Source organism: Azospirillum lipoferum 4B (assembly GCF_000283655.1).
In the GTDB taxonomy this organism is placed as follows: domain Bacteria; phylum Pseudomonadota; class Alphaproteobacteria; order Azospirillales; family Azospirillaceae; genus Azospirillum; species Azospirillum lipoferum_C.
On the sequence record NC_016622.1, the window covers coordinates 117339 to 142210 of the forward strand.

Sequence of the window (24872 nt, forward strand, 5' to 3'; positions counted from 1 at the left end):
CGGGCCGGCTTCACGGCGGGGCCGCGGCGGACTACCTCTGGTCCATCGTCAGCGCTCTTCTTTTCGGGAGTCCCCGCCATGTCCGCCCAATCCGCCACCCCCGGTGTCCGTCCGGTCCTCGCCGCCGTGGAGGGCATGGCCACCTCCGATGGCGCCGGGGTCAGCATGACCCGCATGCTGGGAACGCCCCGCCTGCGCACGCTCGACCCCTTCCTGATGCTGGACCTGTTCGGGTCCGACCGGCCGACCGACTATCTGGCCGGCTTCCCCGACCATCCCCACCGCGGCTTCGAGACGGTCACCTACATGCTGGCCGGCCGCATGCGCCATGCCGACAACCACGGCCATGAAGGCGTGATCGAAACCGGCGGCGTGCAGTGGATGACCGCCGGCCGCGGCCTGATCCATTCGGAAATGCCGGAGCAGACCGAGGGGCTGATGCGCGGCTTCCAGCTGTGGATCAACCTGCCGGCCCGGCTGAAGATGACCGATCCGCGCTATCAGGAGTTCCCGGCCGCCTCCATCCCGGTGGAGCGGCGCGAGGACGGCGCCACCGTCACCGTGATCGCCGGCGACACCGCCCGCGGCACCGCCGGACCGGTGCGGGCCGAGGCGACCGACGCCCGTTACTTCGACGTCAGCCTGCCGCCGTCGGTGTCCTTCGCCGAACCGCTGCCGGCCGGCCACACCGCCTTCCTCGTGCTGTTCGAAGGCACGCTGGATGTCGGCGGCGAGGGGCTGATGTCGGGACCGCGGGTGATCGTGCTGGGCGACGGCGAGCGGGTGGAGGCGACCGCCGGGGCCGACGGCGCGCGCTTCCTGCTGCTGGCCGGCGAGCCGATCGGCGAACCCATCGCCTGGGGCGGTCCCTTCGTCATGAACACGCGCGAAGAGGTGATGCAGGCCTTCCGCGACTTCGAGGAAGGGCGCATCTGAGGTGCATCCGACCGGCGGATGCCGCGCGCCTGCCCGTCCTGCGGGAGAGGTGCGCGGCATCTCGTGCCTTGCACCCCCGCCATCCCCGGTTATCATGGCGCAATCCGTGTTAATACGAACGATGGCGGGGAGCCGGGGCGATGCGTGCAAAGGGTCTGTTGGGTGGGTTCAAGGCGGCTGCTGCCGCCGGCGTTCTGGCCCTGACGCTGGCCGCCGGCCTGTCGACCGCCAAGCCCGCCGCCGCCGTGGACTTGTCCAAGGCGGCCGCCGATTTCGGGCCGGAGGGCGCCTGGACCAACCAGTGCGACATCGACCGGATGACCGACAGCAAGACCTGCCGGCTGATGATCTACCGCCTGTTCGACGACGGGAAGGATGTCGGCTTCATCGCGCTCAGCGTCATCCCGACCGGTAACGACTTCCACCTGTTCCTGACCACCAGCCAGGGGCTGGTCGACCGCTGCGCCATCCGCGTCGACCGCCAGCCGCGCATCGAATCGCATGTCGCGACGCTGAACATGTGCATGTTCCCGAACTTCGTGTCCGGCCGCGTCGCCGACCAGTTCCGCAACGGCTCGACCATCCTGGTCCGCGTCAGCTCGCCGCGCCTGGGCAAGCGCGATATCGATTTCCCGCTGAACGGCTTCTCCCGCACCTTCGAGGAGATGCAGCGCAGCCTGCAGTGAGTGCGGGGATGCGGTACGTGGCTATCCCGAGACTCCTCGCCGCGTACCCCCTCACCCTAACCCTCTCCCCGCTTTCAGCGGATCTGCGATCCGCCTGTCGCGTCAGCGCAAACGAAGTTTGCGCTGACGCGGGGGAAGAGGGGATTATCGTGCCTCACCCCGGCAGCCGTTCGCCGGTCACGCCCGGAATCTTCACCGCCAGACCGCGCGGGGTCGACACGCTGTCGGGCTGGATGTCGCCCGGCGTCGTCGCAGCCGCAGGATCGCCGGATAGCTCTCCGCCCGCGCGAACAGGCCCTGGGCCTGTTCCGCCGGCCGATCGACAGCATGGTTTCCGCCAACTCGTCGAAAAGCCGGGCTTCATCGGGGCCGGGATTTCCCCCGTTCCGCCGCGGTGCGTGGATACCGGCATTGGGTTGTTCTTTATGACCTTGAAATGATAATTAAAAGCAAATGCAAAACTTCATAAACATCGATGCGCACTCGATGCGGGAAGAGGCGCGTAATATTACCAATCATATATAGAAATTAACCATAAAAATGCGGGATAACTTTACGGAAGATCTGTGGTGCCCGGATGATGGCAGAGCCTATCCTTTGGTGGTGAAGAACCGGCACGCTCCGGCGGCGTCGCAGCCGACGGAACGCGTTGCGGGGGAGCGATCGAGGGATTCCCATGACCGGTTGGCCCGCTACCTGGATACGCGGTTGCGTTCTGATGCTGATGCTGCTGGCGATGGCCGCTTCGTCCCTGCCGGTGGAAGGGCGGGCGACGGCGCCGAACCGGATCGTGCTGGTGCTGCATTCCTACCACCAGGGCTATGAATGGACCGACCATCAGGCCGCCGGGATCGGCAAGGAACTGGCGGCCTCGGCGCCCAACGCGTCGGTTGTCACCCATTACCTGGACTGGAAGCGCTTTCCAGAGGTGCAGGGGCACGACCGGCTGCGGGCGCTCATCAGCCATCGGCTCCCCAGGGGCTCCGTCGACGTGATCGTCTCGACCGACGATGCTGCGCTGATTTTGGCGCTCGATCTGCGGAGGGAGCTGTATGGCCCGGTGCCGCTGGTGCATGGCGGCGTGATCGGAGCCTCGGCGCGCCGGCTGACCGAATACGAAGCCAACGTGATCGGCGTGGACGAGGGCAAGGACATCGAAGGCACGGTGCGCATGGCGATGGCCGCCGATCCCGGGCTGCGCCGCCTGTTCGTCCTGCGCGACCACACCGAATCGGGAACGGCGCTGGACACCCAGATCGATGAGCTTGCCGCCGCCGGCCGCTTTCCCGCCGGACTGGAGCGCCAGATCCTGCCCGACCTGCCCTTTGCCCGGCTGGAGGAGCAGCTGGCGACCCTGCCGCCGGACAGCGCCGTGCTGCTGGGCACCTACGCGACCGACCGTGACGGTCTGGTCCTGCCGCCCGAGCAGTTCCTGGAACTGATGAGCGAGAAGAGCAGTGCGCCGATCTATGGCCTGCAGGAATATCTTCTGGGCCGCGGCATCGCCGGCGGCAGCCTGCTGAGCGGGCTGGAGCATGGACGCGCGGTCGGCTCGCTGGCCGCGGCGATCGTGAATGGCAGATCCATCGCCTCCCTGCCGGCGGAGCGGCCGGAATCCGTCATCCGGGCGATGGATTACCGGCAGGTGGACCGTTACGGGCTCGATCTGTCGCGGGTGGGGCCGCTCGACCGGCTGGTGAACAAGCCCTTCTCCTTCCTGGAGACCTACCGCTGGCTGGTGATTACGGTCGGCATCGTCATCGTGCTGCTGACGGTCATGGTGCTGATCCTGTCCTTCGCGTTGCGCCAGCGCCGGGCCGCCGAGGCGGCCCTGCTGCACAGCAATCAGGCGCTCAGCCAATCGCGCCGGGACCTGCAGGCCAAGCTGGAGGAGTTGACCGTCAGCCGGGAGGCGCTGTGCGAACGCGAAAGGCGGATGCGGCTGGTGGCGGAGGCGTCGCGCGACATCATCTGGAGCTGGAACATTGCGGCCGACACCCGCGTCCTGTCCGGCCGGGTGGTGGAACTGCTGGGCGTTGACGCCCTCAGCATCGATTCGCGGGCGGCCTGGCTCGACCGCATCCACCCCGACGACCGTGGCAGGGCGGAAGAGGCGCTGCAGCGCCACCTGTCCGGCGAATTGCCGGAATACCGGTCGGAATACCGGGTCCGGCACCGCGACGGCAGTTACCTGTGGTTCTACGCGACCGGCAAGGCCCTGTTCGACGACACCGGAAGGCCGGTGATGATGGCCGGCTCCTACACCGACATCACGGCGGAGAAGCGGCAGCAGGATTGGCTGGATCACCTGGCCCATTTCGATCCGCTGACCGGTCTGCCGAACCGGTTGACACTGGAAAAGCATGTCAGCCGGCTGATCGCCGACGACAAGTCCTCCGGCCATTCCCGGCCGCTGGCGCTGCTGTTCCTGGACATGGACAATTTCAAGTTCATCAACGACAGCTTCGGCCACAAGGCGGGCGACGAGTTGCTGATGGCGCTCGGCCTGCGCGTCCGCCGGGCGGCCGGCGAGGGGCTGTTCATCGCAAGGCTGGGCGGTGACGAATTCGTCGTGGTCGTCCATGGCGGCGAGCCCGGCGAGCCGGCCGACGTGGCGCAACGGCTGGAACAGGCGCTGGCCGCTCCCTTCCTGGTCGAAGGGCAGCATTTCTTCGTCACCTGCAGCGTCGGCATCGCCCGCTATCCCTGGGATGGACGTTGCTTCGACGATCTGCTGCAGAATGCCGACACCGCCATGTACCGGGCCAAGGACAGCGGGCGCGGACGTATCTGCACCTTCACCCCCGAGATGAACCGCCGGGTGGTGGAGCGCATGCGGATGCTGAGCCGGGCGCGGCTGGCCTTCGACCGCCAGTCCTTCAGCCTGCAATACCAGCCCCAGGTGGCGACGTCCGACGGCCGGGTCCGCGGATTCGAGGCGCTGATCCGCTGGACCGATGCGGAACTGGGGCCGGTCTCCCCCGACCGCTTCATTCCGGTGTGCGAGGATTCGGGGCTGATCGTCCCGCTCGGCCTGTGGGTGCTGGAGACGGCCTGCATCGAGGCGATGGGGCTGGCCTGCCGCGGCATCGGCAGCATCACGATGAGCGTCAACATGTCGGCGGTGCAGCTCGCCCAGAACGATTTCGTGCCGCGGGTGCTGGAGGTGCTGGACCGAACCGGCCTGCCGCCGAACCGGCTGGAGCTGGAGATCACCGAGTCGCAGATGATCGGATCGCTGGACGCCGCCATCGACAAGCTGAACGCGCTGCGACAGATCGGCGTCCACATCGCTTTGGACGATTTCGGCACCGGCTATTCGTCGCTGACCTATCTGCGGACCCTGCCGATCAGCACGCTGAAGCTCGACAAGGCCTTCATCAACGACGTTCATCGCCGGCCCGACGCGCGCAGCATGGTGTCGTCCATCTCGCGCATCGCCCACGACCTGAGTCGCTGCGTGGTGGCTGAGGGGGTGGAGGAACTGGCCCAATGGGAGGCTCTGTCACGGATGGGCTGCGACATGATCCAGGGCTATTTCGTCAGCCGGCCGCTGCCCGCCGACCGCATCGACGGCTTCCTGGCGGCTTGGGAGGAGCGGCGTATGGTCTTGCCCATCGTTTCCCGCGACGACGTGGTGGTCGGCATGTCAACTGCCGGGGCGAACCGGCAGCCGAATGGCCGCGAGCCGGTCTGATCGGGGGGATCGTTCAACGAGACGGATGCCCAAACGAAAGACGCCCCGCAGGCGGGCTGCGGGGCGTTTTTCGAAAGCGAGGCTCGGTGGGACCAGTGTCCCGGGATCAGTGCCGGGTACGGGCCGGGGTGATGTAGACGCCGTCCCAATCGACACCGAACAGGGCGTCGTCGCCGGCCTCCTCGACCAGATCGTCATATTCATGGGCTTCGATCAGCCCGAAGATGGAGGCGGTACCGGAGGCGTCCAGATCGCAGGTCACCACATGGCCGTTCACCTCGACCGAGGTGAAGAACACTTCCGGCAGCTCCATGCTGTCCAGGTCGGCGGTGACGGCGCTTTCGATCTCGTGGATGGTGCGGGAGGAGAGCGAGACCCGGAGCTTCGCCGCCTGGGAGGCCCAGACGATGCGCTTCACGTGGGCCGGCTCCTTCATCTCTGCGACGCCCGGCGCCTCGTCGCCTTGGCCGGCCATCGCGATCATCCGGGAAACCAGGGTCGAGGTGCTGCTGGGTGCGCGCATGGAAGCCTCCGCTCGTTCGATGGCGACAGATTTGCGCGCAGGCGGTTAACGGGGTCTTAAGCCGGGACCGGGGCCAAAGCCTTACTCCCACTGAGGTATGGCCTATCCGATCGGTTCTAGCCGGCGGCGAGGGCGGCGGCGACCCCGGCGGCGACCCGCGCATTGTTGCGGATCAGCGCGATGTTGGCGGTCAGGCTGCGCCCGCCGGTGATGCGCTCCAGCGCCGCCAGCAGGTGGGGAGTGATGTCCTTTCCCTTGATTTCCTTGGATTCCGCGTCGGCCAGCGCCTCGGTGACGGCGGCTTCCATGGCGTCGGCGTCGAGCGCGTCGACGGGCGGGATCGGGTTCGCCAGCAGCACGCCGCCGTCCAGGCCAAGCTGCCACTTCGCCCGCAGGATGTCCGCCACCTCGGTCACGTTGTCACAGCGATGATCGACCGGCAGGCCGCTGCGGCGGCTGTAGAAAGCAGGAAATTCGTCTGTGCCGAAGCCCAGCACGGGGACTCCGCGGGTCTCCAGCACCTCCAGCGTCTTGGGCAGGTCGAGAATCGACTTGGCCCCGGCGCAGACCACGCAGACCGAGGTTCGGGCCAGCTCGTCGAGGTCGGCGGAGATGTCGAAGCTGGTCTCCGCCCCGCGATGAACGCCGCCGATGCCGCCGGTGGCGAAGACCGGGATGCCGGCCAGCCGCGCCCCGATCATCGTCGCCGCCACCGTGGTTGCCCCCAGCGCCCGAGTCGCGATGGCGACGGGCAGGTCGCGGCGGCTGAGCTTGCGCACGGCATGGCCGCCGGTCGCCAGACGTTCGAGCGCCTCGTCGTCCAGCCCGATGCGGATTCGCCCGTCCATCACCGCGATGGTGGCGGGGATCGCCCCGGCGGCCCGCACCTCCGCCTCCAGCGCGCGGGCGGTCTCCAGGTTGCGGGGGTAGGGCATGCCGTGGGAGATCACCGTCGATTCCAGGGCCACCACCGGGCGGTTGGCGGCAAGCGCGTCGGCGACCTCGGGGGTCGGCAGCAGGATCGGGTGCATGCGCTGGGTCTCCGCTGTTGGGCGCCCTATATTAGGACGCATGTCCGCTGCACACCAATTCAATCCAGATCGCCCGCACCCCGACAGGTGGATCAGGGTCCTGCCCGAGGGCCTCTATGTCGAGCCGGGGGGCTTCCACATCGACCCGGTGCGCCCGGTGGAGCGCGCGGTCGTCACCCATGGCCATTCCGACCATGCGAGGCCGGGCAACCGCCATGTGCTGGCGACTCCGGGCACGCTCGCCATCATGCGCCAGCGGATGGGGGAGGGGGTGGGGGGAAGCCTGCAAGCGCTGGAGTATGGCGAGACCTTGCGGATCGGCGATGTCGATGTGCGGCTGGTGCCGGCCGGCCATGTGCTGGGCAGCGCGCAGGTGGTGCTGGAGCATGCCGGGTCGCGCGTGGTGGTGTCGGGCGACTACAAGCGCCGCTTCGACCGCACCTGTGCGCCTTTCGAGCCGGTGCCTTGCGACGTCTTCGTGACCGAGGCGACCTTCGGCCTGCCGGTGTTCCGCCATCCGCCCGACCTGGGCGAAGTGGGGAAGCTGCTGCATTCGATGGCGCTGTTCCCGGAGCGCAGCCATGTCGTCGGCGTCTATGCGCTGGGCAAATGCCAGCGGCTGATCACGCTGCTGCGGGCGGCGGGATACGACCGGCCGATCTGGCTGCATGGCGCGCTGGAGCCGCTGTGCCGGCTATATCGCGATTGGGGCGTGGAACTGGGGGAACTGCGGCCGGCCACGGTGGCGGCGAAGGAGGATCTGAAGGGCGCGCTGGTGCTGGCCCCACCGGCGGCGGTGGCCGACCGCTGGGCGCGGCGGCTGGCCGATCCGGTGGTGGCGGTGGCGTCGGGCTGGATGCGGGTGCGCCAGCGTGCCCGCCAGCGCGGGGTGGAACTGCCGCTGGTCATCTCCGACCATGCCGACTGGGACGAACTGTGCCAGACGCTGGAGGATGTCGGCGCGCCGGAGGTCTGGGTGACGCATGGGCGGGAGGAGGCGCTGGTCCATTACGCCACCAGCCGCGGCATCCGCGCCCGCGCCCTGGCGCTGATCGGCTTCGAGGACGAGGATTCGGAAGGGCTGTCGGGAGGAGAGGCGTCGTGAACCGCTTTGCCGCGCTGATCGACGCGCTGGTCTTCATGCCGTCGCGCAACGGCAAGATCCGCCTGATGGTCGAGCATTTCGCCACCGCGCCGGATCCCGAGCGCGGATGGGCGCTGGCGGCGCTGACCGGGGCCTTGAGCTTCCGCGAAGCCAAGCCGGCGGCGATCCGCGAACTGGCGGCGACCAGGGTCGATCCGCAGCTTCTGGCGCTGTCCTACGACTATGTCGGCGATCTGGCGGAGACGGTGGCGCTGATCTGGCCGGAGCGTCCGGAAAGGGCCAACAGCCTGCCGCCCAGCCTGGACGAGGTGGTGGAGGGCTTGCAGGCCGCCAGGCGCGGGCAGGTGATCGGGCTGGTGGAGGGCTGGCTCGACACGCTCGACACGTCGGGGCGCTTCGCTTTGCTGAAGCTGATCACCGGGGCACTGCGCATCGGCGTGTCGGCGCGGCTGGCCAAGACGGCGCTGGCGGACTGGGGCAAGGCGGCCCGGCCGGAGGTGGGCGTCGATGACGTGGAGGAGGTCTGGCATGGGCTGACCGCCCCCTATGCGGAACTGTTCGCCTGGCTGGAGGGGCGGGCCGAGCGGCCGGCGACCGGCTCCGGCGCCGGGTTCCGCCCGATGATGCTGTCCCACCCGCTGGAGGAGGAGGACCGGGCGGCGCTCGACCCCGCCGCCTATGCCGCCGAATGGAAGTGGGACGGCATCCGCGTGCAGCTGGTGGCCCGCGGCGGTGAGCGGCGGCTCTACAGCCGCACCGGCGACGACGTGTCCGGCGCCTTCCCCGACATTGTCGATCACATGAGCTTCGACGCGGTGCTGGACGGCGAATTGCTGGTGGCGCGCGACGGGGTGGTGGCGCCCTTCAACGACCTGCAGCAGCGGCTCAACCGCAAGACGGTGACGGCGCAGATGCTGCGCGACGGGCCGGCCTGGGTGCGGCTATACGACATCCTGTTCGACGGCGGGGAGGATCTGCGCGGCCTGTCCTTCGTCGAGCGCCGCGCCCGGCTGGAGCGCTGGTACGAGGCGGTGCGGCCGCGGCGGATGGATCTGTCGCCGCTGGTGCCCTTCGGCGGCTGGGACGAGCTGGTGGCTCTGCGCGAGGGCGCGCGGGAGAACGGCATCGAGGGGCTGATGCTGAAGCGGCGCGACAGCGCCTATCTGGCCGGGCGGCCGAAGGGGCCGTGGTTCAAGTGGAAGCGCGGGGCGCTGACGCTCGACACCGTGATGATGTACGCCCAGCGCGGCCACGGGAAGCGGTCGAGCTATTATTCCGACTACACCTTCGGCGTCTGGCGCGATCATGAGTTGGGCCGGGAGCTGGTGCCGGTCGGCAAGGCCTATTCCGGCTTCACCGATGCCGAGCTGATCGAACTGGACCGCTGGGTGCGCAACCACACCACCCGCCGCTACGGCCCGGTGCGCGAGGTGGAGGCCGGGCTGGTGCTGGAGGTCGCCTTCGACAGCGTGCATCCGTCGACCCGGCACAAGAGCGGGCTGGCGATGCGCTTCCCGCGCATCCACCGCATCCGCTGGGACAAGCCGGCGCCGGAGGCGGACCGGCTGGAGACGCTGGCGGCGATGGTGGTGGGGTGAGGGGGGTGGAGGCTGCGATTGCTCCCTCGAGTCCTGCCCCCTCCCTAACCCTCCCCCGCTCACGCGGGAGAGGGAACTCCGCCGCCCCTCAATACCCCTGCGCCTGCCCGCCGAAGACGCCCTTGGCCCAGGCGCCGATACGGTGGCGCCATTGTTCGTGCCAGATGTAGACGCTGCCCTTGACCCAGTTCATCTGGATCGCGCGGCGCTGGCCTTCGAAGGGATAGTGGCCGTGCCAGGAGGTGTCGCTGCGGCGGAAGCACATCAGGGTGCCTTCCTCCGGCGGGACCTCGGCGGCGTAATCCTCCAGGTTCTGGGAGCGCAGGATGCGCAGACGGCCGCCGGTGGCCTCCCAGGGCGGGTTCATGTAGATCAGCACCGTGATGACCTTGCTGGCCGAATCCGGATGGATCTTGCCGTCGGTCGGCCGGCACATGCCGCGCGCCGTGAACATGGTCGGGTAGCCCGACAGGTCGAGCCCGAACTTGTCGGAAAAGGCCTTGCAGACCTCCGGCCCCTTCAGTTCGGCGATCAGCCGGTCGAAGCTCGGCCCCTGGGGGAAGACGCCCAGCGGGATCGAGCCGGGCCGGTCGACCTTGGGATAGTCGCGGTGCAGCTCCTCGAGAAACTCGCGCTTCACGAAGCCGGGAACGCACAGGAAGTCGTAGGGGTCGTGCTGCAGAGGGGTGGCGCGGAACTTGTCCAGATCGAGCATGGACATGGGTACGGAACTCCCAAAGAGCGTGCCGACGGTGGCTTTGCCCCCCAAAACCGGCGTCACTTAACCACGACGGAAGTTTTATGCAATAGGTTTGTCAGGGAAGCAGAGCTCCTGCCGCGCCCGCCATTCGGGGCCGACATAGTTGACGATGATCGACTTGCGCACGCCGTCGATCGGACGTTTCTCGAATCCATGCCAGGTATTATCGGCGGGGATAAAGATCAGGCCTTCATTGAAGGCGTAGGGTGCGCGGGCGACCACCGTCCGTGTTGCGTCCAGCACGTCGGTGCCCCAGTGCGAGCAGTTCGGACCCTTGGACAGATAGATCAGCATCGTGAATTTCTTGACGCCGATGTCGGTGTGCGGCTCCAGCCAGAAGCCGTCGGTGTCCTGGCAATATTCGATGCGCAGGCTGGTGCCGGACAGGTCGACGCTGCAGGTGCGCTGGATCGCCTCCACCACCGGGCGGCCCTGGAAGGCCTGGGCGACCGTCTCGCACACCGCATGTTTCGCCCGGTTCTCCTCGCCGAAATAGGTGCGCGACGCGTTGTTGGTCTCGCGCTTGCCGTAGGTGTCGGACACCCGCGGCGGCCCCCAGGGCAGGGCGGCGATGGCGTCGGCGTCGTCCTCCGGCAGGGCTTCGGACAGCAGCCAGTGATTATAAGGCGTCTCGGACAGCCGGCTGCGCTCCAGGCAGCGCAGGAAGGAGGCGGAAACGGCGTCGGCGGTGGTCATGATGGCGATGGGTCCGGGTCCAGGGGCGTCCGGTTCGGGACGGTCGGTTTGCCGGCGCTTATGCCATGGCCCGCGCACGAACGCCGCCCCCAAACCGGCGGGACCCGCGGGGTGCGCGCATTGGCCGCGCCCGCACCCCGCCGCCCCATCGTTACGCCAGACCGTGCCGCTTCCGGTGGGCCGACAGGCGGCGCATCGCCTCCTCGGCGACGATCCGCGTCTCGTCCATCGGCCGATAGCTCCAATGGTCGAGCGAACCGTCGAAGGGCCGGGTGATGCCGTCCTGGTACAGCCCGTCATGGAAGGCGCGGAACTTGGGCGACCCGCCGTCCAGCTCGATCACATAGACCGGCTTGCCGGTGGAGCAGGCCTCCGACGTCATCGACACGCTGTCGCAGGTCACCACCACCGCATCCGCCAAGCCCAGATAGGCGAAATAGGGGTTCTCGCCGGTGCCGTCCCACACCTCCGCCGGCAGGCCGGACAGGCGGGCGCGCAGGATCGCCTCGTTGTCGGCGCCGGTGCGGCGCGACGGGGTGACCATCAGCCCGGCACCATGGCTGCGCGTCAGGTTGGCCAGCCGTTCCGCCACGTCGCCCATGATGGTGGGCGTCAGGCGGTAGACCCCGTTGTCGCCGCCGATCAGCACGGCGATGCGCGGATGCGGCAGATGGGCCAGCCGCGGGGCGAAGCGTTCGGCGGCGTCGGCCAGGATGGCGGGCGTCACCCGGTGCAGCGCCCCGCGCGTCACCAGAACGTTGTCGGCCCGCAGCTTGTCGTGGCGCGGCACGACGACCAGATCGAAATGCCGCGGGTTCATCACCGGGTCCTGGATCTGGACGGTGAAGGTCCGCCCGCGCGACTGGCGGCGCACCGCCAGCGAGACGGCGATGGACTGCCGGCCGGTGCCGATCAGGATGTCGGGCCAGGGCGGCTCCACCGGATCGCCCTTGGGGCCGGCGGCGAAGCGGTTGCCGATCCGCCAGTAGGGGGTCAGCTGGCGCCAGGGGGTGCGCAGATGGACGCGCTTGATCACCGGCGTCAGGCCCAGCGCCTCGGCCAGCCCGATGCACTGGTTTTCCATGCCGGCCTTGCCGTCCGACACGACCCAACACGTCAAAGGTTGCATGAGAACTCGGATCGTTGGAGCTGTGGAGGGGATTGCGGCGAAATGACCGCTATCCGGGTTGCTCGCCCTTGCGGGGGTTTCGGTCTTGGCGTAGACACCATGCCCGTGTAATATCCTTTCTCCAAATCATCCCCGGAGCGACCGAGTAAAACCATGCGGCGGGTCAAACTCGACCGAATTGACCGTCGGATTCTGCGCGATCTGCAGAACGACGGCCGGATGACCAACGTGGAGCTTGCCCGACGTGCCGGCATCTCCGCTCCGCCCTGCCTGCGCCGCGTCCGCGCGCTGGAGGAGGCGGGATTCATCCGTGGCTACCACGCCGACGTCAACCCCGATGCACTGGGGTTCGGCGTCACGGTGTTCGCCCAGGTCGGCCTCAGCAGCCAGGCCGAAGCGGACCTAAAGAAATTCGAGGAGCTCGTCAACAGCTGGCCGCTCGTGCGTGAGTGCAACATGCTGGCCGGTGAATATGATTTCGTGCTGAAGATCGTGGCGGAGGACTGGGACGACTACCAGCGCTTCCTGACGACCAAGCTGACGTCGGCGCCCAACGTCGCCCATGTGAAGTCGGCCCTGTCGATCCGCACCAGCAAGCACACCCCCGGCGTTCCCATCGACGTCGATTCGCCCGACATCCCGGAAGGGACCGAGGACGACGAGGACGAGGATTTCGTCGAGGACGAGGCCGAGACACCTGCCCGCGCCACCCGGCGCTGAACGGGCAAGGCGTAACGGCCTTCTACAGGGAAGATGCGGCGGCCTGGAGCAGGCCCGCCGCGGCTCCCCCCAGCACCACCCAGTGGATCGCCATGGCCCGGCGGGTCAGGGCGTAGAGCGCGGCCAGCATGATCGCCCAGGCCCAGATCATGTGTCCGGCAGACTGCCCGTGCGGCAGCAGCACCGCCATTCCCAGATAGACGCCCAGGTTCAGGATCACCCCCACCACCGCCGCGGCGATGGCGGCCAGCGCCCCCGCGGCCAGACGGTTGTGGATCAGCCGCTCCACATAAGGGGCTCCGGCGAAGATGAACAGGAAGCAGGGCAGGAAGGTGACGTAGGTCGTCAGCGCCGCCCCCAGCGTTCCCGCCAGCCCCGGCGACAGGTCCCCCGGCCGGTTCCAGCCGGCGAAGAAGCCGACATATTGCGTCACCAGGATCAGCGGCCCCGGCGTCGTCTCGGCCAGGGCCAGCCCGTCGACCATCTCGCGCGGGCTGAGCCAGCCATAGGACTCCACCGCCTGCCCGGCGATGTAGGGCAGCACGGCATAGGCGCCGCCGAAGGTGACGAAGGCCGCCTTGGTGAACAGCGCCGCGATGCCGCGCCAGGGATCGGCCCCGAAGGCCAGCAGCACCGCCCCCACCGGCACCGCCCACAAGAGGACGAACAGCATCGCCAGTCCGAGCAGCCGTGCGGGCTTGGGCGCCGGCTCGTCCGGCTCGTCCTTCGCGGAGTCGCCGTCGGCCACCGGGTGCGGGTGGGCGAACCAGTGGCGGCCCGTCCGCGCCGCGACGCCGCCGACCGCCGCCGCGGCGCCGATGACCAGCGGGAAGGGCAGATGCAGCGCGAACAGGGCGAGGAAGGCGGCGCCGGCCATCGCCACCGCCGCCGGTCCCTTCAGCGTGCGGCGGCCCATCCGCCAGACCGCGGCGACGATGATCGCCACCACCGCCGGCTTGATGCCGTCGAACAGCGCGCCGACCAGCCCGGTGTCGCCATGGGCGGCGGCGATCCAGGACAGGACCAGCAGGACCAGGGCACCCGGCAGCACGAACAGCCCGCCCGCCACCAGCCCGCCGCGCACCCCGTGCAGCCGCCAGCCGATATAGGTGGCGAGCTGTTGCGCCTCCGGCCCCGGCAGCAGCATGCAGAAATTCAGCGCGTGCAGGAACCGCCTCTGGTCGATCCAGCGGCGGCGGTCGACCAGCTCGCTCTGCATCATCGCGATCTGCCCGGCCGGCCCGCCGAAGCTGGTCAGCCCCAGCCGCAGCCAGTAGAGGCAGAAGGTGCCGAAGGCAGGGACCGTGGCGGATTGCGCCAGCCTGGGCGGCGGAGCGGGCGGGGCGGGAGCGTCGGGAGCGTCGGTCATGGGGCCGCACCCTAACGCAAACCGGGCCGCAAGGCAGCGTCCACCGTCGGCCGGGGCAGCGGCGGGGCGCGCGGCCGAGACAATTGAGGGGCGGCCATGGCCTTCCGCAACGCCGGGGTTTAATATTGCAACCGCGAGCGCCGCCGTCGTGGCCGGCGCCGGGAGTCGGGGATTCTGGAGAATGAAGGCTTCCGCCCGCGGTCGCGCGGCTGTGTTGGGTGCGGCGCTGTGTGCCGGTATCGGGGTGTTCGCCGCCGGGATGTCGGCCTCCGTGGCAACGGCCCATGCCGCGGTCGGCGTCCATGCCGAGGAGATCGTCCGCTTTCCGTCCACCGACGGCGACCTGACCGGCGGGGCGCCGACCATGCTGAGCGGGCGGCTGCTGCGGCCCTCGGGCGCCGGACCGCACCCGGCAGTGGTCATGCTGCATGGCTGCGGCGGCCTCTATGCCCGCAACGGCCGGGTGTTGCCGCGCCATGTCTGGTGGGCCACCCACCTGCAGCGCCAGGGCTTCGAGGTGCTGATGGTCGACAGCTTCGGCCCGCGCGACGTGGACGAGGTCTGCACCACCGCGCTGAAGGACCGCACCGTCCGCGCCACGATGGAGCGCAAGCGCGACGCCTGGGGGGCGCTGGCCTTCCTGCGCCGTCGGCCGGAGGTGGACCATGCCCGCATCGGACTGATCGGCTGGTCGCAGGGGGCGGGCACCGTGCTGGCCGCCTATGGCGCCGGCGAGGACGGGCCGGCGGGATCGGAGGCCGGCGGTTTCCGTGCCGCCGTGGCCTTCTATCCCGGCTGCCGGGCGCCGCTGAGCGACGAGGACTGGCAGCCCGACGGTCCGCTGCTGCTGCTGATCGGCGACAAGGACGACTGGACCCCGCCGCAGAACTGCGTCGATTTGTCCGGGCGCGAGGGCGTGAAGGACCGGATGGAACTGGTGGTCTATCCCGACGCCTACCACGGCTTCGACGCGCCCGACGCCCCGGTGCGCAAGCGCAAGGACCTTGCCACCGCACCCGATGGAACGGCCCATGTCGGCACGAACGAAGACGCCCGCTCGGACGCGATCCGGCGGGTGATGGAATTCTTCAGGGACAAGCTGCGGGGGTAGGGGGGCTGACGTCCCCTCTCCCCGATGGGGCTATGGAATTCACACATCTCAGCGTCACTTAAGACGTTGAAATAAAGCAATTTTGTCGGCCGTCATTCCCGCGAAGGCGGGAATCCAGCCACATCCGCCGCTGATCTGCGGAGTTTCCTGGATCCCCGCCTTCGCGGGGATGACGCAAAGTTCCTTTTGTCTCAGAAGCTTAGCGATGCCTGGAATTGTGTGAATGCCATAGCCCCGATGGGGAGAGGGTTACACCCTCAGCGGAACTCGACCGAAACGATCTCGTACAGCTTGGAGCCACCGGGGGTGGAGACCTCCACGCTGTCGCCGACGGACTTGTTGATCAGGGCGCGGGCCAGCGGCGCCTGGATCGACAGCAGGCGGTTCTTGATGTCGCTCTCGTCCTGGCCGACGATCTGATAGGTCGTCTCCTCGTCCGTGTCCTGGTCGGCCAGGGTCACGGTCGCACCGAACTTCACGGTGTTGCCCGTCAGCTTGGCCGGGTCGATGACCTCGGCACGGCTGATCTTGTCCTCAAGCTCCAGAACGCGGCCTTCAATGAAGCTCTGACGTTCGCGCGCCGCGTGATACTCGGCGTTTTCCGAAAGGTCGCCATGTTCGCGGGCTTCCGCGATGGCTTTGATGACCGCCGGGCGTTCGGTGATCTTAAGGTGCTTCAATTCCTCCTGGAGGCGGTTGAAGCCCGCCGCTGTCATCGGAACTTTTTCCATGTTCGGTCCATCACCGCTTGCAGTCGTTCGACCTGTCCAAAGCGACATCAAGGACGAAGACGGCGCGGAGGAGGTCCGCCGCGCCGTCGTCCGTCCTTAATACGATCCGCTAAGGTACGACTGCAACGGGGCGACTTCAAGGCTGCCGTTCCGGAGTGCGGCAATCGCTTCCACCGCCGCGCGTGCTCCCGCCACCGTGGTGTAGTACGGAATGTTGTAGGTCAGCGCGGTGCGGCGCAGGCTGAAGCTGTCGGACAGCGCCTGGGCGCCTTCCGTGGTGTTGATGACCAGATGCACGTTGCCGTTGATCATGGCGTCGACGATGTGCGGCTGGCCTTCCACCACCTTGTTGATGGTCTCCGCCGGCACGCCGGCATCGCTCAGCACCTTGGCGGTGCCCGACGTGGCGAGGATGCGGAAGCCCATGTCGTGCAGCTTCTTGGAGATCACCGCCAGCGCCGGCTTGTCGCGGTCCTTGACCGAGACGAAGACGCTGCCCTTGACCGGCAGGGTGACGCCGGCCCCGAGCTGCGCCTTGGCGAAGGCCAGCGCGAAGTTGTGGTCGAGGCCCATGACCTCGCCGGTCGACTTCATCTCCGGACCCAGCACGATGTCGACGCCGGGGAAGCGGGCGAAGGGGAAGACGGCTTCCTTGACCGCGGTGTGCGGCGGGGTCGGGCCGTTCAGGGTGAAGGCGGACAGCTTCTCCCCCGCCATGACGCGGGCGGCGATCTTGGCGATGGCGGTGCCGGTGGCCTTGGCGACGAAGGGCACCGTGCGGCTGGCGCGCGGGTTGACCTCCAGGATGTAGACGGTGCCGTCCTTGACCGCGAACTGCACGTTCATCAGACCGACCACCTTCAGCGCATGGGCGAGCGCGTCGGACTGGCGGTTGATCTCGGCGATGATGTCGGCCGGCAGCGTGTAGGGCGGCAGGGCGCAGGCGCTGTCGCCGGAATGGATGCCGGCCTCCTCGATGTGCTCCATCACGCCGGCGACATAGACGTCGGTGCCGTCGCAGACGACGTCGACGTCGACCTCGATGGCGTCCTGCAGGTAGCTGTCGATCAGAACCGGGTTCTTGCCCGACACCTGCACCGCGGTGCCCATGTAACGCTGGAGCCCGGCCATGTCGTGGACGATCTCCATCGCGCGGCCGCCCAGCACATAGGACGGACGGATGACGACCGGGAAGCCGATGCGGCTGGCGACCGCCTCCGCCTCTTCCAGCGAGCGGGCGAGGCCGTTGGCCGGCTGCTTCAGGTTCAGCTCATGCAGAAGCTTCTGGAAGCGCTCGCGGTCCTCGGCCAGATCGATGGCGTCGGGCGAGGTGCCGAGGATCGGGATGCCGGCGGCCTCCAGCGCGGCGGCGAGCTTCAGCGGGGTCTGGCCGCCGAACTGCACGATGCAGCCCAGGACATTGCCGTTGCGCTGCTCGACCCGCACCAGCTCCACCACGTCCTCGGCCGTCAGCGGCTCGAAATACAGGCGGTCGGCGGTGTCGTAGTCGGTGGAGACCGTCTCCGGGTTGCAGTTGACCATGATGGTCTCGATGCCGGCCTCCTGCAGGGCATAGACGGCATGGACGCAGCAATAGTCGAACTCGATGCCCTGGCCGATGCGGTTCGGACCGCCGCCGAGGATGACGACCTTGCGCTTGTCGGTCGGCTCGGACTCGCACTCCGCCTCGCCGGTCCCGTCGGTCTCGTAGGTCGAGTACATGTAGGGGGTGGCCGACGCGAATTCGGCGGCGCAGGTGTCGATGCGCTTGTAGACCGGGGTGACGCCGGCCATGCGGCGCGCCGCGGCGACCGCCGCCTCGGTGGTCTTGGCCAGCTCGGCCAGACGGGCGTCGGAGAAGCCCATCTGCTTCAGCTTCAGCCAGCCGGCCTTGTCGGTCGGCAGGCCGCCGTCGCGGATCGCCGCCTCGCGGTCGACGATCGCCTTGATCTGCTCCAGGAACCAGGGGTCGTACTTGGAGACGGCCTGGACCTCCTCCACGGTGAAGCCGTGGCGGAAGGCCTGGGCGATGACCAGCAGGCGGTCGGGGGTGGGGGTGGCGAGCGCGCCGCGGATGGCGGTGCGGTCCGGGGTCTCCTCTCCGCCGATCTTCACCTCGTTGAAGCCGGTCAGGCCGGTCTCCATCGAACGCAGGGCCTTCTGCACCGATTCCTGGAAGGTGCGGCCGATGGACATCGCCTCGCCCACCGACTTCATCGAGGTGGTCAGCAGCGGCTCCGAGCCCTTGAACTTCTCGAAGGTGAAGCGCGGCATCTTGGTGACGACGTAGTCGATCGTCGGCTCGAAGCTGGCGGGCGTGGTGCCGGTGATGTCGTTGGTCAGCTCGTCCAGCCGGTAGCCGACGGCCAGCTTGGCGGCGATCTTGGCGATGGGGAAGCCGGTGGCCTTGGACGCCAGCGCCGAGGAGCGCGACACGCGCGGGTTCATCTCGATCACGATCAGGCGGCCGTTGGCCGGGTTGACCGCGAACTGTACGTTCGAGCCGCCGGTGTCCACGCCGATCTCGCGCAGCACGGCGATCGAGGCGTCGCGCATGATCTGGTATTCTTTGTCGGTCAGCGTCAGCGACGGCGCCACCGTGATCGAGTCGCCGGTGTGGACGCCCATCGGGTCGATGTTCTCGATGGCGCAGACGATGATGCAGTTGTCGGCGCCGTCGCGCACGACCTCCATCTCGTATTCCTTCCAGCCCAGCACCGATTCCTCGATCAGCACCTCGCCGACCGGGCTGGCGCGCAGGCCGCCGCGCACGATGTCCTCGAACTCCGCCCGGTTGTAGGCGATGCCGCCGCCGGTGCCGGCCAGGGTGAAGCTGGGACGGATGATCGCCGGCAGCCCGACGAACTCCAGCGCGTCCATCGCCTCGGTCAGGGTGCGGACCATGCGCGACTTCGGCGATTCGAGGCCCAGCTTGTCCATGGCGTCGCGGAACAGGATGCGGTCCTCGGCCTTGGCGATGACGTCGCGCTTGGCGCCGATCATCTCCACGCCGAGACGCTCCAGCGTGCCGTCGTCGGACAGCGCCATCGCCGTGTTCAGCGCGGTCTGGCCGCCCATGGTCGGCAGAAGCGCGTCGGGACGCTCCTTCTCCAGGATCTTGGCGACGACGGCCGGGGTGATCGGCTCGATGTAGGTGGCGTCGGCCAGACCGGGGTCGGTCATGATGGTGGCCGGGTTGGAGTTGACGAGGATGACCCGGTAGCCTTCCTCGCGCAGCGCCTTGCAGGCCTGGACGCCGGAATAGTCGAACTCGCAAGCCTGTCCGATGACGATCGGACCCGCGCCGATGATGCAGATGGATTTGATGTCGGTGCGTTTGGGCATGGGTCCGCTTCTCTGAAGTGTGGTCAGCCGAAAACCCCCCGGCGCCGGAGGACCGGAGACGGAGAGCGGGGATGGGCATGTCGTGCAAGGCCCCCTTATAGGGGGTTCGGGGCCGGGGGGGAAGGGGTGGCATGGATGTCACCCTCGCATGACTGAATCTCGGGCACGGCACCGCCGCCCCATGCGGGTCTTGAACCGGGCGGGAAAGGGACGCATCAATTCCCATTCTCCCGTCTCGCATACCCTTTGGAGATACGCCCCGATGAGCCACGCATTCGCCAAGGACAGCCGCGCCTGCGCCGCCTGCGTCTCGTGGGGCGGGGAGCGCGCGCTGTCGGAGGACAACACGCTGGTCTACGTCGCCCGCCACGGGGTGGAGGGCGAATGCCGCACCGCCAGCAGCCAGGACTACCGCCGCGTCACCAAAGGCTATCACACCTGCACGGCCTGGGCGCCGCTGCCGATGCTGAAGAAGCATGGCGGGCGGATCGGCCACACGGCGGCGGGCCAGGCGCATGCACCGGTCACCGCTGCGGCGTCCCGGCCGATGCCGCCGGCCTCCCAGCCGGTGCCGGCCGCCGCCGCCTTCGCCGACGCGCCGGTCGCGACACCGGTGCTCGACGTGCCGCCGCCGCCCTGCCGTGCCGACCCCATCGACGTGGAGCAGTCGCCGCAGGTCCGCGTGCTCTACACCCATTGGCTCCGGCTGAAGCGCAAGCGCCGCATGCCGCTGGCGGTCGAGATCGACACCGCCCAGGTGCGCGAGAGCGTGCCGCGCATCGCCCTGATGGAGCCGACCGCCGACGGCAGCGATTTCGTCTATAGATCCTGCGGCCGCGCCCTGCAGCGCCGGCTGGACGGGCGGCCGACGACGCGGCGGGTGACGGAGTGCCATCCCGAACAGGCGGCGCGGCGCTGGCTGTCCGACCTGCGCCTTTGCCTGGAGAGCGGCGAGCCGCGTTGCCTGCTGGTGCGCGACGACCCGATGCTGCCGGGGGCGAAGTTCGTCGAGCTGCTGCTGCCGCTCGCCGACGTCGAGGGCGGGCCGGCGACGCGGGTGCTGGCCTACCGCCATGTGCCGGGCGGCTGAGGGAGGCGGCGATGAGCGACGTTCGGAAAGAGGAGCCGAAGAGGGAAGGACCCAAGGAAGGGCCGGGGCCGGAGATCGTCGGCGTCTGGCCGGCGGCGGTGTGGATCGTCGTCGGCGCCGGGCATTACCTGAACGACCCCGACCATTTCGCCGGCTGGAAGGGCGCGCTGTATTTCGTGCTGGGCACCGGTCTGGTGGCGCTGGTCGGTGGCATCGCCAGCCTGTCGGCCCGGCGCACCGTCGCCGGCATCCAGGAGCGGTTGCTGAAGGAGGTTCGCCACCGCCGCGATTGGGCGAGCTGGTGGGTGGCGCTGGGTTTGCGCGGGCTGATCGGACTGGGCGAGGCGGTGCTGGTGACGCTGCTGGCGCTTTGGGCGGTGGCGCTGCTGGGGTGAGGTGTCGGCTTCGAATGCCCCCTCCCCAACCCTCCCCCGCTGGGCGGGGGAGGGAGATTGGCGCTTGTCCGGGAGAGCAGCGGCAGTCCCTCCCCCGCCCAGCTCTCGCACAAAGCTACGCTTTGTGCTGACGCGGCAGGCGGACCGTAGGTCCGCTGAGAGCGGGGGAGGTTAGGTGGGGGCACTCGCCAGCCGACACCGTTTCCCGTGAAACGCAAACAGCCCCGCTCCTTCCGGAGACGGGACTGTTGCAGCAACCAGGCACTCACTTCTGGCTGGTCTTCATCGTCCAGCCGGGCTCCACGCCGTGCATGTCGGGCAGGCGGTGGGCGATGCCCTTGTGGCAGTCGATGCAGGTGTTCTGGCCGGTGAACAGATAGGTCTCGTGCATGTTCGCGGCGCGCGGGTTCTGCTTGGTGATGTCCATCGAGTCCGCGCTGTGGCAGTTGCGGCATTCCAGCGAGTTGTTGGACTTCAGACGAGCCCATTCGTGCTCGGCCAGCTCGCGGCGCTTGTCCAGGAACTTTTCGCGGGTGTCGATGGTGCCGAAGATCTTGCCCCAGACCTCCTTCGATGCCTGCATCTTGCGGGCGATCTTGTCGGTCCATTCATGCGGGACGTGGCAGTCGGGGCAGCTGGCGCGCACGCCGGACCGGTTGGTGAAGTGGATGGTCTGCTTCAGCTCCTCATAGGGATTGTCGCGCATCTCGTGGCAGCTGATGCAGAAGGCCTCCTTGTTGGTCGCCTCCAGGGCGGTGTTGAAGCCGCCCCAGAAGAGGACGCCGGCGATGAAGCCGCCCAGCGTCAGGAAACCCAGGCTGAAATGGATGCTGGGGCGGGCGAACAGCCGCCACAGGCACGTAAAGGCGGATCGGATCGTCATTTCTGGCCGCCTTGGGCATGGCCCAGGACCGCGTCGAAGTCGCGGAAGCTGTTGGGAACGATGGGCTGCGCGTCCGTCTGCTGGACGTGGCATTGGATGCAGAAGTAGCGGCGCGCCGCCACCGTGCCCAGCGTCTGGCCGTCACGGTCCTGGAAATGGGTGACCGACAGCATCGGCGCCTGCGAGCCGGCCGTGTTGCGGCGATCGTGGCAGGTCAGGCACTTGTTGATGTTCAGGTCGATCTGGTAGTCGCGGATGGCATGCGGGATCAGCGGCGGCTGGTCGGCGTAGTTGCGCACGCGCTTCTGGTCGTCGGTGATCTCGCGGTGGGTCGCCTCGGCCGGGACATCCAGGGTGATCGGATGGTTGGCGGAGGGGACGACGATCCCCCCCACCGTGCCGGTGCCGCCGGTTGCGGCAACCGGCTTGTCGGCGGCGACAACACCGGAGGTGACGCCGATGGTCAGGGCCGGGACGCCGGCCAGAAGGGCCAGCGCGGCGATCAGGAAACGGGTCTTCATGATGCCGGCACTCCTCAGGCGTTCACGACGGGCGTGATCTTGACCGCGCATTTCTTGAAGTCGGTCTGTTTGCTGATGGGATCGGTGGCGTCGAGCGTCACCTTGTTGATGAGGACCGTGTGGTCGAAGAAGGGGACGAAGACCAGGCCGCGCGGCGGCTTGTTGCGTCCGCGCGTCTCGACCCGCACCCGCACCTCGCCGCGCCGCGAGGTGACGCGCACCTCCTGGCCGCGCCGGACGTTCAGGTCCTTGGCGTCGTCGGGGTGCATGAACACCACGGCGTTGGGGAAGGCCTTGCGCAGTTCGGGAACCCGCATGGTCATTGATCCGCTGTGCCAATGCTCGATCACGCGGCCGGTCGACAGCCAGAACGGATAGTCGGCGTCGGGCGCCTCGGCCGGCGGCTCGTAGGGCAGGGCGAAGACATTCGCCTTGCCGTCCTTGTTGCCGTAGAAGCGCACGCCCTCGCCGGCCTTCACGTAGGGATCGAAGCCCTCGCGGTAGCGCCACTTGGTCTCCTTGCCGTCCACCACCGGCCAGCGCAGGCCGCGCTCCTGGTGATAGAGGTCGAAGGGGGCCAGATCGTGGCCGTGGCCGCGGCCGAAGGCGGCATATTCCTCGAACAGCCCCTTCTGGACGTAGAAGCCGGCGTCCTTGGCCTCGTGGTTCCCGTAGTTCGGGTCGAGGTCGGACAGCGGGAAGCGGTCGACCTGACCGTTGCGGAACAGCACGTCGTAGAGGCTCTTGCCGCGATATTCCGGCTTCTTGTTCAGAAGCTCCTCCGGCCACACCTCCTCGATCCGGAAGCGCTTGGAGAACTCCATCATCTGCCACAGGTCGGACTTGGCACCGTCCGGCGCGTCGACCAGCTGGCGCCACAGCTGGGTGCGGCGTTCGGCGTTGCCGTAGCCGCCCTCCTTCTCGACCCACATGGCGGTGGGCAGGATCAGGTCGGCGGCCAGCGCCGTCACGGTCGGGTAGGGATCGGAGACGACGACGAAGTTTTCCGGGTTGCGGTAGCCGGGGAAGGTCTCCTTCGCCGTGTTCGGGGCCGTCTGCATGTTGTTGTTGCACATGACCCAGTAGGCGTTGAGCTTGCCGTCCTTCAGCATGCGGTCCTGCTGGACGGCGTGGTAGCCGACCTTGTCGGGGATGGTCCCCTCCGGCAGCTTCCAGATCTCCTCGGCGTGTTTGCGGTGCGCGGGGTTGGTCACCACCATGTCGGCGGGCAGCCGGTGGGAGAAGGTTCCGACCTCGCGCGCGGTGCCGCAGGCCGACGGCTGGCCGGTCAGCGAGAAGGGACCGTTGCCGGGCTGGGAGATTTTGCCGGTCAGCAGGTGGATGTTGTAGACGAGGTTGTTGGCCCAGACGCCGCGGACATGCTGGTTGAAGCCCATGGTCCAGAAGGACACGACCTTCACCTTCGGGTCGGCATACAGCTCGGCCAGCGCCTCCAGCCGGTTCTTCGGCACGCCCGACAGCTCATGCGCCTTGTCCAGCGTGTAGGGCTCGACGAACTTGGCGAACTCGTCGAAGCTGATCGGGTCGGAGTCGTTGGCCTTGGCGGCGTTCTTCGCCTTCTGCTCCAGCGCATGCTCGGGACGCAGGCCATAGCCGATGTCGTCGCGGCCGCGCTTGAAGTTGCAGTGCTTCTCGATGAACTCCTTGTTCACCCGGCCGGTCTTGATGATGTGGTTGGCGATGTAGTTCAGGATCGCCAGATCGGAACCGGGGGTGAAGACCAGGCCGATGTCGGCGAGGTCGAAGCTGCGGTGCTCGAAGGTGGAGAGGACGGCGACCTTGCAGTCGGGATGGCTGAGACGGCGGTCGGTGACGCGCGTCCACAGGATGGGGTGCATCTCCGCCATGTTGGAGCCCCACAGCACGAAGGCGTCGGCCTGCTCCATGTCGTCGTAGCAGCCCATCGGCTCGTCCATGCCGAAGGTGCGCATGAAGCCGGCCACCGCCGACGCCATGCAGTGGCGGGCGTTCGGATCCAGGTTGTTGGAGCGCAGGCCGGCCTTCATCAGCTTGGAGGCGGCATAGCCCTCGTAGATGGTCCACTGGCCGGAGCCGAACATGCCGACGGCGGTCGGACCCTTCTTCTTCAGGGTCTCCTTCCACTTCTGCGCCATGATGTCGAAGGCGGCGTCCCAGCTGATCGGCGCGAACTCGCCGTCCTTGTCGTACTTGCCGTCCTTCATGCGCAGCAGCGGCTGGTTCAGCCGGTCCTCGCCATACATGATCTTGGACAGGAAATAGCCCTTCACGCAGTTCAGGCCGCGGTTCACCTCGGCCTTCACGTCGCCGTGGGTGGCGACCACGCGGCCGTCCTTGACGCCGACCATCACGCCGCAGCCGGTTCCGCAGAAGCGGCAGGGGGCCTTGGACCAGTTCAGCTTGGCGCCTTCGCCGGTGAGGATGTTGGCGGCCGATGCGGGCAACGAGATTCCGGCCGCCGCGGCGGCGGCAGCGGCGGCTTGCGCCTTCAGGTAATCGCGGCGGGACAGGAACATGCGATGGACTCCAGTCTTGGAGGAATTTCG

General features: G+C 68.2%; 20 protein-coding genes. 9 read left to right on the forward strand and 11 right to left on the reverse strand.

The window, feature by feature from the left end; translation table 11 throughout:
* Positions 1-78: 78 nt before the first annotated feature.
* The 3 genes from AZOLI_RS00530 (at position 79) to AZOLI_RS00540 (ending at position 5319) form a co-directional block, all read left to right on the forward strand.
* Positions 79-936, forward strand: coding sequence for a pirin family protein (locus AZOLI_RS00530; protein ID WP_014246610.1), 858 nt, complete (start codon positions 79-81; stop codon positions 934-936).
* A gap of 140 nt (positions 937-1076) precedes the next feature.
* Complete coding sequence (locus tag AZOLI_RS00535) at positions 1077-1622, forward strand: hypothetical protein (protein ID WP_014246611.1); 546 nt, start codon at positions 1077-1079, stop codon at positions 1620-1622.
* A gap of 718 nt (positions 1623-2340) precedes the next feature.
* Entirely contained in the window at positions 2341-5319 is a 2979-nt protein-coding gene (locus tag AZOLI_RS00540; RefSeq protein ID WP_244442495.1) for an EAL domain-containing protein, read from the forward strand.
* Positions 5320-5425: 106 nt separating this feature from the next.
* Here AZOLI_RS00540 and AZOLI_RS00545 read toward each other — a convergent pair whose 3' ends face one another.
* Both AZOLI_RS00545 and AZOLI_RS00550 read right to left on the reverse strand, forming a co-directional pair.
* Positions 5426-5842 (reverse strand): hypothetical protein, encoded by a 417-nt coding sequence (locus tag AZOLI_RS00545; protein ID WP_014246613.1) that lies wholly within the window; start codon positions 5840-5842, stop codon positions 5426-5428.
* A 116-nt stretch (positions 5843-5958) separates the two neighbouring features.
* Positions 5959-6873, reverse strand: coding sequence for a pseudouridine-5'-phosphate glycosidase (locus AZOLI_RS00550; protein WP_014246614.1), 915 nt, complete (start codon positions 6871-6873; stop codon positions 5959-5961).
* A 40-nt stretch (positions 6874-6913) separates the two neighbouring features.
* Between AZOLI_RS00550 and AZOLI_RS00555 the strand changes: the two genes are divergently transcribed.
* Positions 6914-7978, forward strand: coding sequence for a ligase-associated DNA damage response exonuclease (locus AZOLI_RS00555; protein ID WP_014246615.1), 1065 nt, complete (start codon positions 6914-6916; stop codon positions 7976-7978).
* Entirely contained in the window at positions 7975-9576 is a 1602-nt protein-coding gene (locus AZOLI_RS00560; protein WP_014246616.1) for a cisplatin damage response ATP-dependent DNA ligase, read from the forward strand. Before AZOLI_RS00555 ends, AZOLI_RS00560 begins: the two co-directional genes overlap by 4 nt.
* An 88-nt stretch (positions 9577-9664) precedes the next feature.
* On the opposite strand, the gene AZOLI_RS00565 is transcribed toward AZOLI_RS00560, so the two are convergent.
* The 3 genes from AZOLI_RS00565 to AZOLI_RS00575 form a co-directional block, all read right to left on the reverse strand.
* Positions 9665-10297, reverse strand: coding sequence for a 2OG-Fe(II) oxygenase (locus AZOLI_RS00565; RefSeq protein WP_014246617.1), 633 nt, complete (start codon positions 10295-10297; stop codon positions 9665-9667).
* Between the two features lie 78 nt (positions 10298-10375).
* Positions 10376-11032 carry a 2OG-Fe(II) oxygenase gene (locus AZOLI_RS00570; RefSeq protein ID WP_014246618.1) on the reverse strand — a complete coding sequence of 219 codons (657 nt, stop codon included), beginning with the start codon at positions 11030-11032 and terminating at the stop codon, positions 10376-10378.
* Between the two features lie 151 nt (positions 11033-11183).
* A complete protein-coding gene (locus AZOLI_RS00575) occupies positions 11184-12161 on the reverse strand; it encodes a mitochondrial fission ELM1 family protein (protein ID WP_044549392.1) in 978 nt (325 codons plus the stop codon).
* A gap of 153 nt (positions 12162-12314) precedes the next feature.
* Between AZOLI_RS00575 and AZOLI_RS00580 the strand changes: the two genes are divergently transcribed.
* Positions 12315-12881: an Lrp/AsnC family transcriptional regulator gene (locus AZOLI_RS00580; RefSeq protein ID WP_014246620.1), complete on the forward strand. Its 567-nt coding sequence runs from the start codon at positions 12315-12317 to the stop codon at positions 12879-12881.
* A 22-nt stretch (positions 12882-12903) separates the two neighbouring features.
* Here the strand turns inward: AZOLI_RS00580 and chrA are convergent, their stop codons facing one another.
* The gene (gene chrA / locus AZOLI_RS00585) at positions 12904-14250 is read right to left on the reverse strand and encodes a chromate efflux transporter (protein WP_014246621.1); all 1347 of its coding nucleotides are present in this window, start codon (positions 14248-14250) and stop codon (positions 12904-12906) included.
* A 181-nt stretch (positions 14251-14431) separates the two neighbouring features.
* Between chrA and AZOLI_RS00590 the strand changes: the two genes are divergently transcribed.
* Positions 14432-15361, forward strand: a complete 930-nt coding sequence (locus tag AZOLI_RS00590) for a dienelactone hydrolase family protein (protein WP_014246622.1) — start codon at positions 14432-14434, stop codon at positions 15359-15361.
* Positions 15362-15618: 257 nt separating this feature from the next.
* On the opposite strand, the gene greA is transcribed toward AZOLI_RS00590, so the two are convergent.
* Both greA and carB read right to left on the reverse strand, forming a co-directional pair.
* On the reverse strand, positions 15619-16092 hold the full coding sequence (gene greA / locus AZOLI_RS00595) for a transcription elongation factor GreA (RefSeq protein ID WP_063633617.1): 474 nt from the start codon (positions 16090-16092) through the stop codon (positions 15619-15621).
* Between the two features lie 96 nt (positions 16093-16188).
* Positions 16189-19437, reverse strand: coding sequence for a carbamoyl-phosphate synthase large subunit (carB, locus tag AZOLI_RS00600; RefSeq protein WP_014246624.1), 3249 nt, complete (start codon positions 19435-19437; stop codon positions 16189-16191).
* 262 nt (positions 19438-19699) lie between these two features.
* Here carB and AZOLI_RS00605 point away from each other — a divergent pair, with 262 nt between their 5' ends.
* Both AZOLI_RS00605 and AZOLI_RS00610 read left to right on the forward strand, forming a co-directional pair.
* Positions 19700-20527 (forward strand): hypothetical protein, encoded by an 828-nt coding sequence (locus AZOLI_RS00605; RefSeq protein WP_014246625.1) that lies wholly within the window; start codon positions 19700-19702, stop codon positions 20525-20527.
* Positions 20528-20538: 11 nt separating this feature from the next.
* Positions 20539-20922, forward strand: coding sequence for a hypothetical protein (locus AZOLI_RS00610; RefSeq protein ID WP_014246626.1), 384 nt, complete (start codon positions 20539-20541; stop codon positions 20920-20922).
* A gap of 265 nt (positions 20923-21187) precedes the next feature.
* Here the strand turns inward: AZOLI_RS00610 and AZOLI_RS00615 are convergent, their stop codons facing one another.
* The 3 genes from AZOLI_RS00615 to napA are packed head-to-tail and all read right to left on the reverse strand — an operon-like array spanning position 21188 to position 24842.
* Positions 21188-21805, reverse strand: coding sequence for a NapC/NirT family cytochrome c (locus AZOLI_RS00615; protein WP_014246627.1), 618 nt, complete (start codon positions 21803-21805; stop codon positions 21188-21190).
* Positions 21802-22326, reverse strand: a complete 525-nt coding sequence (locus AZOLI_RS00620) for a nitrate reductase cytochrome c-type subunit (protein ID WP_044549395.1) — start codon at positions 22324-22326, stop codon at positions 21802-21804. Before AZOLI_RS00620 ends, AZOLI_RS00615 begins: the two co-directional genes overlap by 4 nt.
* Positions 22327-22340: 14 nt before the next feature.
* Positions 22341-24842, reverse strand: a complete 2502-nt coding sequence (gene napA / locus AZOLI_RS00625; protein ID WP_014246629.1) for a nitrate reductase catalytic subunit NapA — start codon at positions 24840-24842, stop codon at positions 22341-22343.
* Positions 24843-24872 lie beyond the last annotated feature (30 nt).

Coding starts and splice junctions, on each gene's coding strand:
- AZOLI_RS00550 (WP_014246614.1), bottom strand. CDS start 6,873: ATGCACCCGATCCTGCTGCCGACCCCCGAGGTCGCCGACGCGCTTGCC.
- AZOLI_RS00605 (WP_014246625.1), top strand. CDS start 19,700: ATGAGCCACGCATTCGCCAAGGACAGCCGCGCCTGCGCCGCCTGCGTC.
- AZOLI_RS00530 (WP_014246610.1), top strand. CDS start 79: ATGTCCGCCCAATCCGCCACCCCCGGTGTCCGTCCGGTCCTCGCCGCC.
- AZOLI_RS00565 (WP_014246617.1), bottom strand. CDS start 10,297: ATGTCCATGCTCGATCTGGACAAGTTCCGCGCCACCCCTCTGCAGCAC.
- AZOLI_RS00535 (WP_014246611.1), top strand. CDS start 1,077: ATGCGTGCAAAGGGTCTGTTGGGTGGGTTCAAGGCGGCTGCTGCCGCC.
- AZOLI_RS00610 (WP_014246626.1), top strand. CDS start 20,539: ATGAGCGACGTTCGGAAAGAGGAGCCGAAGAGGGAAGGACCCAAGGAA.
- AZOLI_RS00615 (WP_014246627.1), bottom strand. CDS start 21,805: ATGACGATCCGATCCGCCTTTACGTGCCTGTGGCGGCTGTTCGCCCGC.
- napA (WP_014246629.1), bottom strand. CDS start 24,842: ATGTTCCTGTCCCGCCGCGATTACCTGAAGGCGCAAGCCGCCGCTGCC.
- greA (WP_063633617.1), bottom strand. CDS start 16,092: ATGGAAAAAGTTCCGATGACAGCGGCGGGCTTCAACCGCCTCCAGGAG.
- AZOLI_RS00555 (WP_014246615.1), top strand. CDS start 6,914: ATGTCCGCTGCACACCAATTCAATCCAGATCGCCCGCACCCCGACAGG.
- chrA (WP_014246621.1), bottom strand. CDS start 14,250: ATGACCGACGCTCCCGACGCTCCCGCCCCGCCCGCTCCGCCGCCCAGG.
- AZOLI_RS00540 (WP_244442495.1), top strand. CDS start 2,341: ATGCTGATGCTGCTGGCGATGGCCGCTTCGTCCCTGCCGGTGGAAGGG.
- AZOLI_RS00545 (WP_014246613.1), bottom strand. CDS start 5,842: ATGCGCGCACCCAGCAGCACCTCGACCCTGGTTTCCCGGATGATCGCG.
- AZOLI_RS00590 (WP_014246622.1), top strand. CDS start 14,432: ATGAAGGCTTCCGCCCGCGGTCGCGCGGCTGTGTTGGGTGCGGCGCTG.
- AZOLI_RS00575 (WP_044549392.1), bottom strand. CDS start 12,161: ATGCAACCTTTGACGTGTTGGGTCGTGTCGGACGGCAAGGCCGGCATG.
- AZOLI_RS00570 (WP_014246618.1), bottom strand. CDS start 11,032: ATGACCACCGCCGACGCCGTTTCCGCCTCCTTCCTGCGCTGCCTGGAG.
- AZOLI_RS00580 (WP_014246620.1), top strand. CDS start 12,315: ATGCGGCGGGTCAAACTCGACCGAATTGACCGTCGGATTCTGCGCGAT.
- AZOLI_RS00620 (WP_044549395.1), bottom strand. CDS start 22,326: ATGAAGACCCGTTTCCTGATCGCCGCGCTGGCCCTTCTGGCCGGCGTC.
- carB (WP_014246624.1), bottom strand. CDS start 19,437: ATGCCCAAACGCACCGACATCAAATCCATCTGCATCATCGGCGCGGGT.